At 53.1% G+C, this 17,774-nt stretch carries 20 protein-coding genes; 9 read left to right on the plus strand and 11 right to left on the minus strand.

The features are described from left to right. From HOM51_14145 to HOM51_14170, 6 genes are all read right to left on the minus strand, one after another. The coding region (locus HOM51_14145) for a sulfite exporter TauE/SafE family protein (GenBank protein MBT5035649.1) at nucleotides 1-560 on the minus strand (560 nt) is incomplete at its 3' end. After that, the gene (gene sdhC / locus HOM51_14150) at nucleotides 550-909 is read right to left on the minus strand and encodes a succinate dehydrogenase, cytochrome b556 subunit (protein MBT5035650.1); all 360 of its coding nucleotides are present in this window, start codon (nucleotides 907-909) and stop codon (nucleotides 550-552) included. The genes sdhC and HOM51_14145, both read right to left, overlap by 11 nt. A 4-nt stretch (nucleotides 910-913) precedes the next feature. Continuing rightward, nucleotides 914-1,255, minus strand: a complete 342-nt coding sequence (locus HOM51_14155; GenBank protein MBT5035651.1) for a succinate dehydrogenase — start codon at nucleotides 1,253-1,255, stop codon at nucleotides 914-916. Then, the gene (locus HOM51_14160) at nucleotides 1,252-1,968 is read right to left on the minus strand and encodes a succinate dehydrogenase/fumarate reductase iron-sulfur subunit (GenBank protein MBT5035652.1); all 717 of its coding nucleotides are present in this window, start codon (nucleotides 1,966-1,968) and stop codon (nucleotides 1,252-1,254) included. Before HOM51_14160 ends, HOM51_14155 begins: the two co-directional genes overlap by 4 nt. A 137-nt stretch (nucleotides 1,969-2,105) precedes the next feature. Beyond that, nucleotides 2,106-3,272, minus strand: coding sequence for a UxaA family hydrolase (locus HOM51_14165; protein MBT5035653.1), 1,167 nt, complete (start codon nucleotides 3,270-3,272; stop codon nucleotides 2,106-2,108). Between the two features lie 6 nt (nucleotides 3,273-3,278). Then, nucleotides 3,279-3,566: a UxaA family hydrolase gene (locus HOM51_14170; protein ID MBT5035654.1), complete on the minus strand. Its 288-nt coding sequence runs from the start codon at nucleotides 3,564-3,566 to the stop codon at nucleotides 3,279-3,281. Nucleotides 3,567-3,895: 329 nt separating this feature from the next. Here HOM51_14170 and HOM51_14175 point away from each other — a divergent pair, with 329 nt between their 5' ends. The 5 genes from HOM51_14175 to HOM51_14195 all read left to right on the plus strand — a co-directional run bounded on the left by HOM51_14175 (nucleotide 3,896) and on the right by HOM51_14195 (nucleotide 10,119). Further along, nucleotides 3,896-4,642: a GntR family transcriptional regulator gene (locus tag HOM51_14175; protein ID MBT5035655.1), complete on the plus strand. Its 747-nt coding sequence runs from the start codon at nucleotides 3,896-3,898 to the stop codon at nucleotides 4,640-4,642. A 54-nt stretch (nucleotides 4,643-4,696) separates the two neighbouring features. Beyond that, a complete protein-coding gene (locus HOM51_14180) occupies nucleotides 4,697-6,115 on the plus strand; it encodes an aldehyde dehydrogenase family protein (protein ID MBT5035656.1) in 1,419 nt (472 codons plus the stop codon). After that, nucleotides 6,116-7,240 (plus strand): ADP-forming succinate--CoA ligase subunit beta, encoded by a 1,125-nt coding sequence (sucC, locus tag HOM51_14185; GenBank protein MBT5035657.1) that lies wholly within the window; start codon nucleotides 6,116-6,118, stop codon nucleotides 7,238-7,240. Next, entirely contained in the window at nucleotides 7,237-8,106 is an 870-nt protein-coding gene (locus HOM51_14190; GenBank protein MBT5035658.1) for a succinyl-CoA synthetase subunit alpha, read from the plus strand. Before sucC ends, HOM51_14190 begins: the two co-directional genes overlap by 4 nt. Before the next feature lie 195 nt (nucleotides 8,107-8,301). Continuing rightward, entirely contained in the window at nucleotides 8,302-10,119 is a 1,818-nt protein-coding gene (locus tag HOM51_14195; protein MBT5035659.1) for a tetratricopeptide repeat protein, read from the plus strand. 64 nt (nucleotides 10,120-10,183) lie between these two features. Here HOM51_14195 and HOM51_14200 read toward each other — a convergent pair whose 3' ends face one another. Next, nucleotides 10,184-10,717 carry a peroxiredoxin gene (locus tag HOM51_14200; protein ID MBT5035660.1) on the minus strand — a complete coding sequence of 178 codons (534 nt, stop codon included), beginning with the start codon at nucleotides 10,715-10,717 and terminating at the stop codon, nucleotides 10,184-10,186. Between the two features lie 126 nt (nucleotides 10,718-10,843). On the opposite strand from HOM51_14200, the gene HOM51_14205 reads away from it, so the two are divergent. After that, nucleotides 10,844-11,761: a hydrogen peroxide-inducible genes activator gene (locus HOM51_14205; protein ID MBT5035661.1), complete on the plus strand. Its 918-nt coding sequence runs from the start codon at nucleotides 10,844-10,846 to the stop codon at nucleotides 11,759-11,761. 7 nt (nucleotides 11,762-11,768) lie between these two features. Here the strand turns inward: HOM51_14205 and HOM51_14210 are convergent, their stop codons facing one another. Then, a complete protein-coding gene (locus HOM51_14210; GenBank protein MBT5035662.1) occupies nucleotides 11,769-12,284 on the minus strand; it encodes a hypothetical protein in 516 nt (171 codons plus the stop codon). Between the two features lie 33 nt (nucleotides 12,285-12,317). Beyond that, the gene (locus tag HOM51_14215) at nucleotides 12,318-13,067 is read right to left on the minus strand and encodes a phytanoyl-CoA dioxygenase family protein (GenBank protein ID MBT5035663.1); all 750 of its coding nucleotides are present in this window, start codon (nucleotides 13,065-13,067) and stop codon (nucleotides 12,318-12,320) included. Nucleotides 13,068-13,283: 216 nt separating this feature from the next. Between HOM51_14215 and aepX the strand changes: the two genes are divergently transcribed. The 3 genes from aepX to HOM51_14230 are packed head-to-tail and all read left to right on the plus strand — an operon-like array spanning nucleotide 13,284 to nucleotide 16,705. Next, nucleotides 13,284-14,945, plus strand: coding sequence for a phosphoenolpyruvate mutase (gene aepX / locus HOM51_14220; GenBank protein ID MBT5035664.1), 1,662 nt, complete (start codon nucleotides 13,284-13,286; stop codon nucleotides 14,943-14,945). A gap of 18 nt (nucleotides 14,946-14,963) precedes the next feature. Beyond that, nucleotides 14,964-16,097, plus strand: coding sequence for a phosphonopyruvate decarboxylase (aepY, locus tag HOM51_14225; protein MBT5035665.1), 1,134 nt, complete (start codon nucleotides 14,964-14,966; stop codon nucleotides 16,095-16,097). Then, on the plus strand, nucleotides 16,094-16,705 hold the full coding sequence (locus HOM51_14230) for a CDP-alcohol phosphatidyltransferase family protein (protein ID MBT5035666.1): 612 nt from the start codon (nucleotides 16,094-16,096) through the stop codon (nucleotides 16,703-16,705). Before aepY ends, HOM51_14230 begins: the two co-directional genes overlap by 4 nt. An 8-nt stretch (nucleotides 16,706-16,713) precedes the next feature. On the opposite strand, the gene HOM51_14235 is transcribed toward HOM51_14230, so the two are convergent. Next, nucleotides 16,714-16,929, minus strand: a complete 216-nt coding sequence (locus HOM51_14235) for a hypothetical protein (GenBank protein MBT5035667.1) — start codon at nucleotides 16,927-16,929, stop codon at nucleotides 16,714-16,716. A 95-nt stretch (nucleotides 16,930-17,024) separates the two neighbouring features. Continuing rightward, complete coding sequence (locus HOM51_14240; protein MBT5035668.1) at nucleotides 17,025-17,651, minus strand: CDP-alcohol phosphatidyltransferase family protein; 627 nt, start codon at nucleotides 17,649-17,651, stop codon at nucleotides 17,025-17,027. Between the last annotated feature and the right edge of the window lie 123 nt (nucleotides 17,652-17,774).

Consider the following 17,774-nt stretch of genomic DNA (forward strand, 5'->3'; position numbering starts at 1 on the left):
CCCCACGAAGCGAGCCACCCAAGTGTCATACCGTGCATCGCCAAATTATAGGGCTGATAGATCCCGCGCTGTTGTATTTTATCAATCCCAAGATGGCGGCTCCAGATATTGATCGGCATCCCAGCCAGTCCAGAAAGCCCCCCCATGACACCTCCCGTAAGTCCCAAGGCACTCGCAAAGGTCTTGGTTTGTGGAAGCAGTCTCTCGGAAACCCCGATGCTGAGAAATACAACAGCATAGATGACCATAATCGCGCCAATACAAATCTTAAATACGAGTGGGTCAGCCACAGTTAACATCCATGCGCCGAGTGGAACGCCGAATGCGCCGCCGATAATCAATGGCTTTAACCGAACAGGCCGAACCCCCTCGCGCACCGACCAAATACCGATCGCGTGCATGATAAATCCCGTCGCGAGAATAAGCGGCACGGCATCCACCGGATCAAGAATATGAAGCCAGAACGCCCCGGCAATGAGTGCGTCGGCAAAACCAACAGCGCCAACGGCAAAGGCCGCGAGAAAAGCCCCGGCGATGAGAATGATGATCTCAAATTCCATTGAGTAAAAATACCAATCCAACAATCAAGCTTAACCCACTTGCGAGCGCGACCGCCGACTTTTGCCAATCTCGCCACGGCAGAAATTCTAGCGCCAACAAACGCAACCCGCCTGTCAGATGCAGCGCCAACAGGACCACTAAGCCTGCTTCAGCAAGCTTTACCAAGGGGGCTTCCGTCCAGCTGATAAAATTATCGAACCGCGCCGCGTCGGTGACGGTCATCGAAAGCATGTAAAAATGCACCGGCAAGAACAACGCCAGCGCCACCCCTGAAAGCCGGTGCAATATGAACGCCCAATAAGTTGCATGGGCACGGTGAGCGCGATGAGAATTTACGGACTGGTTCATGACCCTAAACTCCATACAGCCGAAGCACGGCTTGCAGGCCCATGATCAACATCAGCACACCAATGGTCCCTGAGATAAATCCCGGCCAACGGCCTTGCATGCCCGTCGCTTCTCGGATGACTGTGCGCAAACCAATCGGTGCGTGCAGAGCCGCCGCGACCACAAAGATGATATAGAAGACCATCCAACCGACGTTGCCTTGAACGCGGCCAACAATTTCAGCGGCGCTTAATCCGTTCTGAGTCGCCATGATGATGACGCCGAGATGCACGATCACCGCAACGGCTAAGACCATCGCGCTCACCCGTTGGATCAACCAGCGTCTTGTATCAACGCGCGAGCTCATAGCTTCCCCTTCAGCAACGCAGACGTCGCCGCACGTTTTAACCCGGCAATGGAGGCCGTGGGGCTCAAATGTTTGGGGCAGCGTTCCTGACACATTTGAGTGGAATGACAGGCATGGCAGCCGGCATCACCTGCGACCGCCTTTAAGCGTTCATCATTGCCGCTATCGCGCACATCGTTGATCAGGGTCCAGGCGCGGTTGAGCGCTGCCGGCCCTAGGTAATCTTTATTCCACGCCACCACATCGCAGGATGAATAACAGACCCCACAGCCAATGCATTCAATGGCGGCGGTCGCTTGTTTACGTTTTTTGTCGGAGGGTTTGACGGTGGCGAATTCGTCATGGCGGGTGGTGGTCGGCTTAAAGTTGCCTTCGGCTTTGGCCCATTTATCGAAGAACTCTCGCATGTCGGTGGCAAGGTCTTTAACCACCGGCAGATTCCGAAGTGGCCCAATTTCAAGCTTGCCGTTTTCGGTCACCAGTCTGGCATGGGTCCTGCACGTCCAGCGCGCCTTACCATTCACCGTCATGGCACAAGAACCACACACACCCACCCGACAGGCGAAACGATAACTCAGGCTCGGGTCAAGCCGACGTTGGATATACGTAACGATGTCCAACACCGTTTGGCTTTCGCGAGACGGCACGGTGTAGGTCTCGTACTCACCATTCTCACCGCCGCGCCAAACGGAAACTTCTAATGTATCGGCCATGACGTATTCCCTGGGACGTCCTTCGAGACGGCTGCAAATGCAGCCTCCTCAGGATGAAGAGCTGTTTTTAAATTCTTCATCCTGAGGAGCGAGCCCCGGCGAGCGTCTTGAAGGACGCCCGCCAGAAACTCGAATCCTTAGGCGCTCCGATATAACTTGGTCATCACGAATTCACGGTGACCGAGAGCTTCGGCCGCCGTTAGGCGACCGTTACAGGTCCGAAGCGTGATGTCGATCAGCGCATCGCCCGCTTCGTCCAGGTTCATGTCGCCTGAAAGAATGCCGGTGACATCCAAGTCCACGTGCTCACCCATGGTCCGTACGGTACGAGGGTTCGCCGTGAGCTTCAGCACAGGTTCAATCGGGTTGCCGATGATGTTGCCTTGGCCCGTTGGGAACAAGTGAACAACAAAGCCAGCCGCAGCTTGCAAGGTCACACATTCCGCCGCTGCGGAAGATGTGTCCATGAAGTACAGACCCGCACCCTTTGAAGGTGCCTCAGCAGGTTCCAGCACGTCGATGTAGCTGGTTTTCTTACCGATCTTCTCCAAGTTACCGAAAGCTTTTTCTTCGATGGTGGTCAAGCCGCCTTCGATGTTGCCCTTGGTTGGTTGGCTGTCGTTCAGGTCATCGGTTTTGCATTCCATGATGAAGTCGTTATAGGCGTTCCAAGTTTTCATAAACTTCGCCTTGGTTTCTTCATCCGCCGCACGTTCGGCACACTGAAGTTCCGCACCGGTGATTTCCGATGTTTCACCAAAGCAGGTGTAGGTGCCGAGGGGATCAACCTTATCGATAAAGTTACCGACCGTTGGGTTGGACGCCAAACCTGAAGTCGTATCAGATTCACCGCACTTAACAGAAACCCAAAGTTCATCCATGCTGGCTTCTTCGCGCTGCAGTTCAGACGCCCATTGGACGTATTCTTTGGCTTTACGGCTGGCGGCAGCAATTGTGCTGATGTCGCCGTTCTGTTCGATGGAGAAGCCTTCAACGGGCTTGCCCGTCTTGGCGATACCATCAGTGATGATCTTCGTCCACTTTGGCTCAATACCAATAACAACGACCGCGGCAACATTGGCGTTGCAACCGGTGCCGATCAGGGTACGGAAGTGTAGTTCAAGATCTTCACCGAACTGCAGGCGACCATAATGGTGCGGCAGGGCGATGGTGCCTTTGATGTTGTTGGCGACGGCTTCACATGCCGCGTTCGACAGATCATCCAAGGGAAGAATGATTACGTGGTTGCGAATGCCGACGCGACCATTTTCACGGCGCCATCCTGTAAATCCTAGATCACTCATGCTGGCCTACCACTTCTTTGTCTTGACGTTTTGGGTATGGGCGTGACCGCCCTTCGAAATTGCGGCGACGGCCTTACCGATATCGTGGCCGTATTTAATAATGGTGTCGCCGTCTGCAATATCGCTCATCGCGACCTTGTGGCCGAGCGGAATATCGTCAATCGCTTTGATTGTTACGCTCTCATCTTTATCCATGATGAGACCGGTTAAATCGTTACCGGCCTTAACGGTTTCGACAACGACAACGCCGACGGTATCTTCGGTGCTGTGCACGAGAAAGTCTGGTCCTGACACTTGATCCTCCCCAGGTTTGGGTTGTGGGTTAATAACGAGTCTAAAACTTCAACGAATTAGCCCGAAAGGCTAGCGCCACAAGGGGGATTGTCAAGGCAGAGTCTTATGTCTTATATAAGAATATGATAATTTTACGTTGTGCCGCTGAGCGTCCTTCGAGACGCGCTTAAGGACGCGCTCCTCAGGATGAGGGTGTTATTTAAATTAGGATGGGATTGTTAAGTAAGGCATTGATTCTAAATCAATTTTTACAACCTCATCCTGAGGAGACTGCAAAGCAGTCGTCTCGAAGGACGCTCAGCGGAACACTCCCTCGGAGGGAACACACCATGGCCCTAAACTTTACCGGCGACGAAGGCCCCGACTTCCAACCTCTTTACGCCCAGGTTAAGGGCTTGATTCTCCAACGAATCATTGATGGCGATTGGAAACCGGACGAGGTCCTCCCTAGCGAATTCAAGCTCGCGGATCAGTTCGGCGTTAGCCAAGGCACGGTTCGTAAAGCCCTCAATGATCTAGCGGCTGAAAACGTTGTCATTCGCCGGCAGGGCAAGGGCACATTGGTCGCGGCTAACAACCCCCTCAGAGAGCTTTTTCATTTCATTCACATGACTGACCGCGAAGGTGCCCTGCAGCTACCAACCTCAAGCGAGGTCCTAAGCTGTGAACGTCGCCGCGCGTCAGACGATGATCTCGGCAGACTGAAACTTCGGCGCGGTGCGGATGTCATTCGCATTGAACGGATCAGGACCTTGGGCGAGAAAACTGCGATCACAGAAACCATTGTTTTGCCCGCCCGACTTTTCCCCGGATTGGAAGCGGGTGGTGGAGCAAACGTACCCCATGCATTGTACCAGCATTACCAAGACGCTTACGCAATCGCCATCCACCGGGTCGAAGAAGCCCTTCGTGCCGTCACCGCTGGCCCCCGGGACGCAGAATTGCTCGGCCTCACCCCAGGCCAACCGCTGCTTGAAATCGATCGCGTGGCAATCTCACTCGACGGCAAACCTGTCGAATGGCGCATCACCCGATGCGATACCCAGGACACCCGGTATGTGAGCAGTCTTGTTTGATCGCGCAAGCGGCATATAGTAGATGCTAATATTCCGATTTTTTGGAGAAGACCCATGAGCCAACCGGCCCCTCAGCCGCAATCTGAATCCGATATTATCTCAGGTCTAATAGACCGCGGCCGAAGTGCCATGGCGGTGTTTGCCAATGCCGATCAGGCGCGGGTAGATGAAGCAGTGACCGCGCTTTGCTGGTCAATCTATAAGACCGAAAACGCGATCGAGCTGGCAGAACTCGCGGTCCAGGACACAGGGCTCGGCAACGTCACCGATAAGATTATCAAGAACCAGCGTAAGAATTTTGGAACCCTACGCGACCTTCTGCGGGTAAAGACTGTTGGTGTAATTGAGGAAATGCCTGAAAAAGGGCTGGTTAAATATGCAAAGCCTGTTGGCGTCGTTGGTGCGGTTGTGCCGTCAACAAACCCAGCCGCCACGCCTGCCAATAAGGCGATGATGGCGATTAAGGGACGGAACGCGGTGATCATTGCACCATCTCCAGCAGGCATGTCGACGACAGGCCGGACCGTTGAGTTGATGCGGGCTGAGTTGGAAAAGATTGGGCTGCCTGCGGACCTCGTGCAAATGCTGCCGCCGCCGATTTCCAAGGAGCTGACTCAGGCTTTGATGGAGGCGTGTGACTTGGTGGTCGTGACGGGATCTCAGAACAACGTGAAGCGGGCTTACAGTTCCGGCACACCGGCAATTGGTGTCGGTGCCGGTAATGTCCCCGTGATCATTGATTCGACTGCTGACTTAGCCGACGCAGCGGAAAAGATTTGCGCCTCCAAGACTTTTGACAACTCCACGTCCTGTTCGTCTGAAAATTCGGTGACAATAGTCGAGGAAATCTATGACGACGCCATCCAAGCGCTCAAGGACGCAGGTGGCTACATGGCCGTACCAGAAGATAAATCAAAGATCGTTGAAAACCTATGGCCAGACGGCAAGCTGAACCGCCGTGTCCTGGCAAAGGATTGCGATATATTGGCGCGCGAACTCGGCCTTCCTGCCGAAGCCGAAGGCGCTAAATTCATCATGGTTGAAGATGATGGCGTTGGGCGAGAGCACCCGCTATCGGGTGAAAAGCTGTCGCTGGTCCTGACTGTCTACAAAGTCAAAGACTTCGACGCCGCCATGGAACACACGCAAAATGTTTTGAACTACCAAGGCATGGGTCATTCCATCGGCATCCATACCAACACCCCGGAACATGCAACGCGACTGGCTGAGGACATGGACGTGGTTCGTGTTCTGGTCAACCAAGCGCATACCTTTGGCAACGGCGGCAGTTTCAATAACGGGCTGAACTTTACCCTCACCATGGGCTGCGGCACCTGGGCCGGGAATGCAATTAGTGAGAACCTTGGCTACCAACATTTCATCAACATCACCCACCTTGTCACCACCATCCCCGAAGACAAACCCAGCGAGGACTCACTGTTCCTGAGCTATTGGGAAAAGAACGGTAAATAAATGAACTTCGAAGAATACGCTGCGAAACCCCTGCTGGCGGCAGCCGGCATCGCCACCCCTCAAGGTCAGACTGCGAACACCCCATTGGAAGCCGCAGCAGCAGCCGAAAAACTGGGCACCGTTGTCATTAAGGCACAAGTCCCGACCGGCAAACGCGGCAAAGCCGGCGGCATTAAAGTCGCCAAGACATCGGAAGAAGCGCGGCTGGCGGCAACTGAAATCATCGGCATGGAAATTGCCGGACACCGGGTTGAGAACGTGCTGGTCGAAGAATGCGCCGATATCGCGCGGGAATTTTATGCTGCGGTCCTGACCGACAGGGACAAGCGCAGTCCGCTGGTTCTGTTCTCAACCTTGGGCGGCATGGACATCGAAGAAGCGGCAGAGAAAGACGCCGACGCGGTACGACGCTTAAACGTTGATATCCGCACTGGCTTAAGCGTTGATGCCGCGACAGACATGCTTGCAGGCTTAGACCTTGGCGACGCCGTGGACGCAGTCGCTGAAACCCTGGTCAAACTATATCAGGCTTACAAAGACAACGACGCTGAGCTGATTGAGATAAATCCTTTGGTGCTTACCGGCGAAGGTGGACTGATCGCGCTGGATTGTAAGTTTGCCATGGATGATTCTGCCTTGGCCCGTCATGGGTCCCTCGCCGAACAAGGCACACCTGATACGCTAACCGAATTGGAACAGCGGGGTCAGGGTAACGGCCTTAAATACATTGAGCTTTCTGGTTCAGTCGGTGTGCTGGCGAATGGTGCCGGCCTGACCATGACCACTATGGATGTGGTTCAGCACTGCGGCGGCAAACCGGCCAACTTTTTAGAAATTGGTGGCGAAGCCTATACGAAAGGAACAGCCGCGCTGGAATTAGTGCTGGCTAACCCAAACGTTAAAAGTCTGGTGATTAATTTCTGCGGTGCATTTGCCCGCTGTGACGTGATGGTCGATGGCATTATTACGGCATGGGAAACCGTGAAGCCGACGTTGCCTGTGTTCTTTTCCGTGCATGGTACCGGCGAAGACGAAGCGGTGGCGATGCTGAAGGACCGACTAGACATCACCCCCTACCCAACCATGGAAGAAGCCTGTGCAAAAGCGGTGGAGGCAGCCCAATGATTGTTCGTAAACACGAAAAAGTCGTGATCCAAGGCATCACCGGCAAACAAGGCACCTTCTGGACCGAGCGCATGCAGGAGTACGGCACCACCGTCACCGGCGGCATTCATCCTAAGAAAGCTGGCACCACCCATTTGGGCGTACCTGTTCATGCCTCAGCTACAGACGCGATGGCGGCTGACCCCTTTGATGTCGCCGCCTTGTTCGTCCCGCCCATGGGCGCGAAAGCCGCGGGCCTGGATGCCATCAGCGCGGGAGTCAAAAAACTGGTTATCATGACGGAGCACATTCCTGTCCATGACGTGATGGAAATAGTTGCTGCGGGGAAAGAAGCCGGAACTCAAATCATTGGCCCGAACACCACAGGCGTCGCGACACCTGGCGAATGCTTCGTCGGCTTCATGCCAGCATTCAACCCGACCATCATGACTCCCGGACCAATTGGAGTCGTGTCCAGAAGTGGCAGCTTGGCCACTTTGATTTGCTTTAATCTTACCAGCGCGGAGCTCGGCCAATCTGCTTTCATGGGCATTGGCGGGGACCCGGTGATTGGCACCACAACTCGGGAAGCGCTTGAACTTCTAGATGCCGACGAAAAGACCAAGGGTATTTTTATTCTTGGCGAAATTGGCGGCACCATGGAAGAAGACGCGGCTGAATACATTAAGGGTATGAACAAACCTGTGGTGTCTTACATCGTCGGTGGCTCAGCCCCAGAGGGCAAACGCATGGGCCACGCGGGGGCCATCGTCACCGGCACCAAAGGCTCCTATAAATCCAAACGCGATGCCTTGGAAGCAGCGGGTGCTGTAGTGCTAGACACACCTTCCGATGTTGGCCGCGCGATGAATGAGGCGCTTGGTTAAAGCTTGGGTTAATGATTGAGAAATTGTGCCGCTGAGCGTCCTTCGAGACGCGCTCAAGTGAGCGCTCCTCAGGATGAGGGTGTTATTTTAATTGTTACTAAATTAATTCCTTACTTAACAACCTCATCCTGAGGAGGCTTCGGAGAAGCCGTCTCGAAGGACGCTCAGCGGCACAACATCAGAGAATGAAATGCCATGAACCGCAAACAGCGCCGGAAGGCGTCTAAGAAAAAACCTAAGAAGATCTCTACCCCATCCCTATCGCAAGAAGACGCCCGTGCCCTATTTGACACAGCGGCAGACAAAATGATTGCGGGCGACCTTGATGGCGCAACAGCCGACCTTGAAACATTATTAGGCACATATCCAACCCACCCCCGGTCGCTTTATCTAATGGGACGGATTGCGTATCTGAAGGACGATACCGACACCGCCCTAAAGTTTCTCGGCCAAGCGGCCAGCACCCCCAACTTCGCCGAACCGCACTGCGATATCGGCGTCATCCATCGTACCGCAGGAAGGCTTGATGAGGCCTCGGCGAGCTACCGCAAAGCCCTCGCCATCAACCCTGATATTCCGGAGGTAAATGCCAACTTAGGCAACACCCTTCGTGAACTTGGGCGGCTTGAAGAAGCTGCTGAATATTACACTAAGGCATTGAAGTTAAATCCAGACTTCCCCGAAGCTTTACATAATTTCGGCATCACCCTGACCCATTTAAACAAACCCAAGGAGGCCGTTGAAGCCATCAGAAAGTCGCTTCAATTGAATCCTAATAATGCGCCAGCCTACTGCGATTTGGGTCACGCCTATTGGAAAATCGAACGCGTTGCGGAGGCAACCGAATGCTTTACGCGTGCCCTTAAAATTGAGCCCGAATTTTCCGCTGCTCATACCAACATGGCGGCTGTCTATTTTAAAAACAACCAACCAGAGGACGCCATAATTAGCGCCAGAAAGGCGATCGCGCTAAACCCAAACGACCCGGCCAGCTTCAACACCTTGGGCGGTGCATTGCATCAGTTGGGAGATATTGAAGAAGGCTTTGAAAATATGGCCCGCGGTGCCGCTATTAACCCTGACAATGCCGAAACACGATTTAACATGGGAATTTCATTGCTCATGCGAGGCAACTTTGAAGATGGCTGGCCCCATTTCGAATACCGTTTGAAAAACCAACTTCTTAAACTAGACAGAGGGTTTAAACAGCCAATTTGGCAGGGCGAAGATTTGGGCGGCAAAACCCTGCTGCTGTATTCAGAACAAGGCTTGGGGGATACGGTTCAATTCGGCCGTTATATTCCGCGCGTAAAAGCCAAAGCCCCAAACATCATTTTTGAGGTTGAGGAAAAACTCATTGAAACCCTGCGCCCTCTGACCGGCGATATTCCCATTCTTGTTAAGGGCAGGCAGCGCCTGCCGAATTTCGACGTCTACGCGCCGCTGGCCAGTCTGCCAGGGATTTTTAAAACAACCATGGAGACCATTCCAGCCGACATTCCCTATCTGTTTGCCGACCCCGCCCGAATCCAATGGTGGCGCGATCGATTGGCCGGGAATGGTATAAAAGTCGGCCTGACCTGGGGCGGCAACCCTGAACATTCCAACGACCGTAACCGCTCCATGCCTCTGGAAGCCGTTCGCCCGTTGCTATCATTGCAAGATATACGCTGGTTCAGCCTACAGATCGGCGAGCGCACCCAAGACCTTCGCCAAGACTGGGCAGCCCCCATCGAAGACCTGTCCCAAGAAGTCGACACCTTCCCAGAAACCGCCGCCGCAATGATGAACCTGGACCTGATTATATCTGTCGATACATCCCTCGCCCACCTGGCAGGAGCCTTGGGACGACGGGTCTGGATGCCGCTTGGACATGTTGCTGATTGGCGGTGGTTACGAGACCAAAGCGATTCCCCTTGGTACCCAACCGTGCAATTGTTTCGCCAGCAGTCGAGAGGTGATTGGGCCGGTGTGATCGAGCAGATTTGGAGTGCTTTGCTGGGGCAGGATTGAATTTTAAACATCTTGCTCGCCAGTGTTCTTTTGTAAGAAACACCGGCGAGCATTTTGCTTAAACCTAGGCCGCTTTTTGAATTTCCTTTAGATGCCCCAACATTGTGTCGGCATCGGAAACTTCAAATGGATCAGTTGGACAGTTGTGCGCAAAGCCTTCTTCCGAGAATAACTTTACGATCTCACCATCCTCAACCAGCATGGAATATCGCCAGCTGCGCAATCCAAATCCAAGGTTCGACTTATCCACCAACATTCCCATCTTGTGAGTGAATTCACCTGACCCGTCAGGCAACAAGAACACGTTTTTCGCCGCTTGAGACTTGCCCCATTGGTACATGACGAAGGCGTCATTCACCGACAGGCAAATAATCTGGTCAACGCCTTGCTCCTTGAACTCTTCAAAAAGTTCTTCGTAACGCGGCAGGTGGCTGGTTGAGCATGTCGGCGTGAAAGCGCCTGGCAGAGCGAATACAACGACCCGCTTGCCTTTAAATATTTCATCGCTGGTTAAATCTTTCCATTCGAAAGGATTGTCGCCTTCGATGGCATCATTGCGGACTCGGGTTTTGAAAGTAACGGAAGGTACGGTTGTCATATTAATTTCCTCTTTTTGAAGTTGGCTAATGTCTTGAAGAGGATAATACGGCGTCACATTTTATTTGTGAAACAAGTAATAATTATGATATTAATCGATTAAATCAATTAATAGAAAGCCGTTTTGATGCAGCCTGAACCCACCCTTCGCCAGCTTCGCCACTTTTTAAGCCTCGCCGAACATTGTCACTTCAGCCGCGCGGCAGAAGCCTGCCTGCTCACTCAGTCGTCATTAAGTGCCAGTATCAAGGAACTGGAAGGCGTCCTTGGGGTAACCTTATTCGAACGCACCAAGCGTTCGGTCATGCTGACCCCGCTCGGACGTGAAATGGTGGGTTTAGCCAAGACCGTAACAGCCCGAGTTGACGATTTGACCGATGCCGTAAAAGGAGCAGGCGCACCACTGGCGGGCGATCTCCGCATGGGTGTCATTCCGACAATTAGTCCGTTTTTGTTACCAAGAGTACTGCCGGGGCTTCGAGAGGCTTACCCAGATTTACAGCTTTATCTACGCGAAGAACAGACAGCCTCGCTGCTTCGGCAATTGGCGGACGGGGATTTAGATACGGTGCTGATGGCGCTGCCTTATAAGACTGAGAAAGTGGATGTATTTGAATTTGCAGATGATCCTTTTCTCATCGTATTCCCACGCGGCCATGAAATGGAAAAGTTCGAGACCGCCACCCCTGCTCGGCTAAAACGCGACGCCTTGCTGGTTATGGAAGAAGGCAACTGCCTGACCGATCAAACCTTGGCCATGGGAACCCTCTCCGAGCGAGTGGGGCGCACTCAATTTCAAGCATCCAGCCTGCATACCTTGGTACAAATGGTCGATAACGGCCTTGGCCTGACCATCCTACCAAAGATGGCGGTAGACGCCGGAATTCTGCGTGGTCTGAAATTAAACTTCCGCCCCTTCTCAAGCCCCAAAGCGTCCAGACATATTGCATTGGCGTGGCGCAAAACGTCACAGCGAGGAGAAGAGTTTCGAATGCTCGGGCAATATTTAAGAGATGAATTAGGGACACCCGTGCCACAGACGTAACAGTAAATTAATTTACATTCCCAATTACCATCGTCACGAACCGATCTATCACCTGGCGTTTTACTTCCTCAGGTTCTGTCGGGGACATGTCTGACATGAAGCCTTTTTCGGAAAAGTTGGCGATGATTTCATGCTCGACGATGATTTTTTTGCTGGCACCCGCGAAGACGCGCATGCGTCCGGTGAGTTCGGAGGCGCTGCCGAGGAGAGTATCGGCCATAGTGCCACCCATGAACCGCTTGCCTGGTGCTTTCCATTTATCAATGACGACTTGTAAGACCACTGGTGATTTGCCGCGAAGGTGCGCGCGCGCCTTATCGCCAAGTTCCCGTGCGACTCGATTGACAATCGTGTCGGAGTTTACTGAGGGACGCTTTGCGACTTGAACGCGGGTGACGTAATAATTTCCCGATATAATTTTGGGAAGCGGTGCATTGCCTGTCGAATCCAAACAACCTGCCAGCAAAAGAAGAGGGCTGAATAGAACCAACGCAAAGATAGGAAAATACCGACGACGGTGCACAACATCCTCCACGCAAAATTTTGATTTTCAGACTCAGACCCTAAACACATACTCCTTATTCGCCAACCGGTCGATATCAGGCGGATAGGATTTGTGTTTGTCCACGTAATAGGCCTCGTGATGGTCGCCTGCACTGGCCTTATTATATGTCGCGAAATAGATGCGGCGGGTTTTGTCGGTGTGGTTGGGTTCCGATGAATGTGGCGCGAAGCTATCGAAAAAGATCACGTCCCCCGGCTTGGTCGGCACAGGAATAACATCCATTTTGGCCATTTCATCATCGGGGATCGGTTCAAACGACGTATAAAGCCCCTTCGAATGCTCACCGCCAACGATCTGGAGGCATCCGTTCTCAATCGTCGCCTCATCGATACAGACCAGCACACTGATAAAGAAGTCGGCGTAGGTATCCCAACCGGCCTGTGAATCCTGGTGCGGCTTAAACCCGTCGCCACCGGGTTTTTTGAAATTGATCTTTTCTTTGAACAACTGAGACCGTTCGCCCAGCAACTGATCCACAGGACCCTTCAGGACTTCCGTCAAGTCGGCGAAGCCCGGGTGGTAGTCTTTGATCTTTTCAATCCGGGAAACGATTTTATTGCCGGGCTCGGTCTGGCTTTCTTCCCAGTAAATCCACTGCTTGCCAGATTCTTCGGGCATTGCCTCGACCTCACCCGCCCAGCGTTCAATAAGCGCCATGTCATCCATGCCAAATGCGTTTGGTGCCACCAAATAGCCCGTATTTTTGAAGCTCTCGATTTGTTCGTCGGTTAGAACCGGTATTTGCATTTTAATTTTGGCCTGCTCGTTCACTTTCAGATGCTCCCGGATTTAGCGGATTAGAAGAAATTTAAAAAGGGTTTTTTGGTGTTAGACACTTCCTTTGAAGACTTGCACCCCCCCTTGCACCAATGTGCCAGTATGGTATATCCCCACAATCCGGTGTGAATTGACTAAAATCATGCTGGACTTGAATTCTTACAATTTTAGAGGCCGCAAATGTCAGCTAAACCAAATCTGGCTCCCTCGAATGAGTCTCCGGCTCTTCGACGTACCACCCTTCTAAAGAATATGCTCCACTCGTCAGAGCTGGAATTTATCATGGAAGCCCACAACGGTATCTCCGCTAAGATCGTGGAAGAAGCCGGGTTTAAGGGAATTTGGGCATCTGGTCTATCGATTTCCGCGGCCTTGGGTGTGCGCGATAATAACGAAGCTTCCTGGACCCAAGTCCTGGAAGTGTTGGAGTTCATGGCGGATGCGTCCAGCCTGCCAATCCTGGTCGATGGCGACACCGGCTATGGTAACTTCAATAACATGCGGCGCGCGGTGAAAAAGCTCGAACAGCGCGGCATCGCCGGAATTTGCATCGAAGACAAACTATTCCCCAAGACGAATTCTTTCCTAGGCGATGGCCAGCCCTTGGCCGACATCGACGAACACTGTGGCAAGATCAAAGCTGGTAAAGACACACAAACCGATCCAGATTTCTGCATCGTCGCCCGCTTGGAAGCCATGATTTCAGGTTGGGGCGTTGAAGAAGCGCTCCGTCGGGCAGAGGCCTATCACAACGCCGGGGCGGACGCAGTGCTGATCCATTCGAAAGAATCAACCGCCGACGAAATCTTTGAATTCTGTAAAGAGTGGGATAACAAGTGCCCCGTGGTGATCGTGCCAACCAAATACTACAAAACGCCGACTGATGACTTCAGGAAGCACGGCGTTTCGTTATCGATATGGGCCAATCATAATATTCGCGCATCCATGACCGCGATGCGTGAAATCAGCCAAACCATTCAGCGCGAGGAAACTCTGTTGAATGTCGATCCCGGTATCATCAAGGTGAAAGAAATCTTCGACATCACCGGCAACGAAGAATTAGAAGAGGCCGAGCGCCGCTACCTGCCGGATACCAAAGACGAAACCCATGCGATTGTTTTGGCAGCGTCTCGTGGCAAGGAACTGGGCGCGCTGACCGAAGATCGTCCCAAGACAATGCTTGATCTTCGCGGTCGTCCCCTGCTCGGACGCTTGGCTTCCGTCTTCCGTGACGAAGGCATTCGCGACATCACCGTTGTTCGGGGCTACAAAAAAGAAACTGTCAATCTGCCTTCGCTGAACCTTGTCGACAACGATGTCTATGCCAAGACCGGCGAGGCCGCGAGCTTGGCCTGCGCGTCTGAAAAGGTTCAAGGCACATGCGTCGTTGCCTACGGTGACACTCTGTTCCGGCATTATATTCTCGACCGATTGATGGGAACGGATGGCGACATCGTGCTGGCTGTGGACGCGTTATGGCAGGAACACAACAACGCGGATCGCAAGCAACACCGTGATCTCGCAGCCTGTTCCAAACCGTTTTCTCCTGGCTTTACCGACGACGAATTGGTGGAATTAGCAGCCATAGGCGATGGGATTGAGGCTGATAAAGTCAGTGGTGAGTGGCTCGGTCTTGCCAAGTTTAGCCCCAAAGGTTCCGACATCGTTCGCGACAAGATGGCGGCCATGGGCAAGGCGGGTGAGTTGCAAAAATCGGGCATGTCAGATCTGTTCCAGGCTCTGATGGCCGATGGTCACAAAATCTCTGTCCTGTACATCACCGGCCATTGGCTTGATGTGAATGACGAACACGACCTGCAAAAAGCCAGAGACTTCTTATAAGGGTTGGGTTAAGTGAGCATCGACGTTGACGACTTTCTCACGCCGGTTAAGGACGCCGGGTTTGACTTCTTTTCGGGTGTACCTTGTTCCTTTCTGACTCCGGTCATTAACCGCGTGATTGGTGACGAGGGTCTGTCCTATGTCGGGGCTGCCAGCGAAGGCGAAGCGGTGGCGATTGCCTCTGGCGCGTGGCTGGCCGGACACAAGACCGTCGTGATGTGCCAGAACTCTGGCCTTGGCAACGCGGTCAATCCGCTGACGTCGCTGAACTTTCCGTTCCGCATTCCGACCTTGATGATTGTAACCTGGCGCGGTGGCCCCGGCCTAACCGATGAGCCACAACATGAACTGATGGGTGATATTACGCCCGCCGTGCTGGATGTCATTCAAGTTCCGCGTGCCGCATTTCCAGCGGCTCAAGGCGAAATTTCAGATGCATTGTCCGAAGCGCAAGACAGCATGTCCCAAACAGACTTGCCGTTCGCCTTTATCATGCAAAAGGGCGACGTGAATTCATACAAATTAGATGCCAAAGCGCCACCACCTGCCCCCAAGGGACAAACCGAAGACCGCCGCGAAAATGGTGCGCAGACAACGCGCATGGCAGCGATGGAACGGATGCTAGCCGTTTTACCCGACAGCGCCGCAATCATCGCGACGACAGGCTTTACTGGCCGCGAACTATTCACCTTGGAAGACAGGGAACAACATCTTTATCAAGTCGGCTCCATGGGCTGTGCGGCACCAATGGGCTTAGGCGTCGCCTTGAACACCGACAAGCGCGTCGTCGTTATTGATGGCGATGGCGCCGCTATGATGAAGCTGGGTGCCTTGGCAACAGTTGGCGCCTACGCACCAAACAATTTGCTCCACATTGTCATGGACAATGCAGCCTACGAATCAACCGGCGGGCAACCGACGGTCTCTGCATCCGTAGACTTTGCCGGTGTGGCGGCAGCGTGCGGCTACAAAGAAGCATTTACCTGCGATAGCTTGAATGGACTAGAGAAAATCATCTCTGAGACGGTATCGCGGCCAGGGCCTCACTTGGTTCATATGGTCATAAAAGCGGGTCACCCCGATACTCTCGGCCGTCCAACCATCAAGCCGCCCGAAGTCGCCCGGCGATTTAAAGATTTTATAACCTCATGAGTCACAACACTTGGCTTCACAAGGCAGCAGGCGTAATCGCCAAGCCCTTGGTCAACACCCCGGTGACCCCTAATCAAGTAACGACGGTGCGCTTGGCGGCGGGCATTGGGGCAGCAGTGTTGATGGCGATGGGCACTCAATATTGGATGAACATCGCGGGCGGCCTGTTCATTGCGTCCATGATCCTCGACCGCGCCGATGGCGTACTGGCCAGATTGTCCGGTAAGACCTCGCCCGGTGGTCACCTCTACGACCTATGGGCCGATGCTATTTCAAATGGATTAATCTTTGTCGGCTTAGGGATTGGCCTCAGAACAGGCACCTACGGCTCCGATGCATTGATCTACGGAGTTATCGCCGGCGGTTCCGTCGCATCGGTTCTCTTTCTGGTGCTCAAACTCGAAGACCTAGACGGCGAACGCGCCGGTGAAATAGGAGCGTTCTTCGGCTTCGACCCAGACGACGCCATGCTCCTTGTGCCTGTTGCGATCTGGGTTGGTTGGAGCGAACAAGTCCTGGTAGCCGCGAGCATCGGCGCGCCGTTCTTTGTTGTGCTGTTTGTGGGAATATTTTTGTATCGGCGTAAGAATCCAAAGAATGGCCGGTAGGCCAAGACTTACTCTTTTTCGAATATCTCCCGCGGCGATTTCTCGCTAAGCATGGTTTCGTGAATCATCCAGTTCTCTGTCGCGACCTCATCAATGATAACCCAGACGGCTTCGGACGGGGACTGAGTATTCCGCATCATCACGTCATGCATTTCTTGGCAAATCTTCTTCTTTTTCTCCGGCGACAACTTGCCCCCGATAGATGAAACCCGAACAAGCGGCATGGTACTCTCTCCTAAATATTGAGAAATGGGATACAGGCTAGAATTACAATATTTCGAAAAAATTTCAATATTTTAATTTATATCGAAATTATTGCCTACTCCGCAGGTTGCTCCCGCTTCAGCACCAGCAGTGTCCAAAACGTCCAGATCGTATAGACAGTCGCACCAATTCCTGCTGCGACGAAGAATTCCATTAAATATCCGGCCCAGGTGATTGGGGCGAGCAGGTAGATACCATCTTCGAGTTCGAAACCTGCGATTCCCGGATAGCCGACCGCATCGCCGCTTTCGTCGCCGCCTTGGATTTTGTCGATGTCTAGATTTAGGAACATCGACAGAATCGCTGAGACAGCCCCTGCCGTGCCAAGTACCAGCGCCCAACTTCCCAATGGGCCTTGATTAAGCCCAACACCGATGCAGAAAAACAGAGCGCCATAGCTGGTCGCCCCTGAGACATAATCGAAATAATACCCGAACCGAGACTGGAGTTTCTTTTGGCGGGCGAGTTCGCCATCGAAGTGATCCAGGAACCGGGCCAATACGAATAAGCCGGCCCCCCAACTCACCAACACCGGATCGCCAGAGGCCATCATGCCTGCCCCCGCGAGGGCGATGATCAACGTCAACGCTGTCACGTGGTTCGGCGTCACCGGCGTATTGACCAGGGGTCGAACAAGCACGCGCGCGATACGCTGGTCGTACGGTGGGTTTTTCATGGCCATCGAAAATGTTTCCTCGACCATTTAGCGGGTCGACTTAAAAAGTGTTGCAACCCCCGAGCAATGTCAAGCGCAACCCCCCGTTGCCAACGGGATTTCCCCGGACTATAAGGCGCAGCAATCAAT

Source organism: Rhodospirillaceae bacterium, assembly GCA_018660465.1.
In the GTDB taxonomy this organism is placed as follows: Bacteria; Pseudomonadota; Alphaproteobacteria; order Rhodospirillales; family JABJKH01; genus JABJKH01.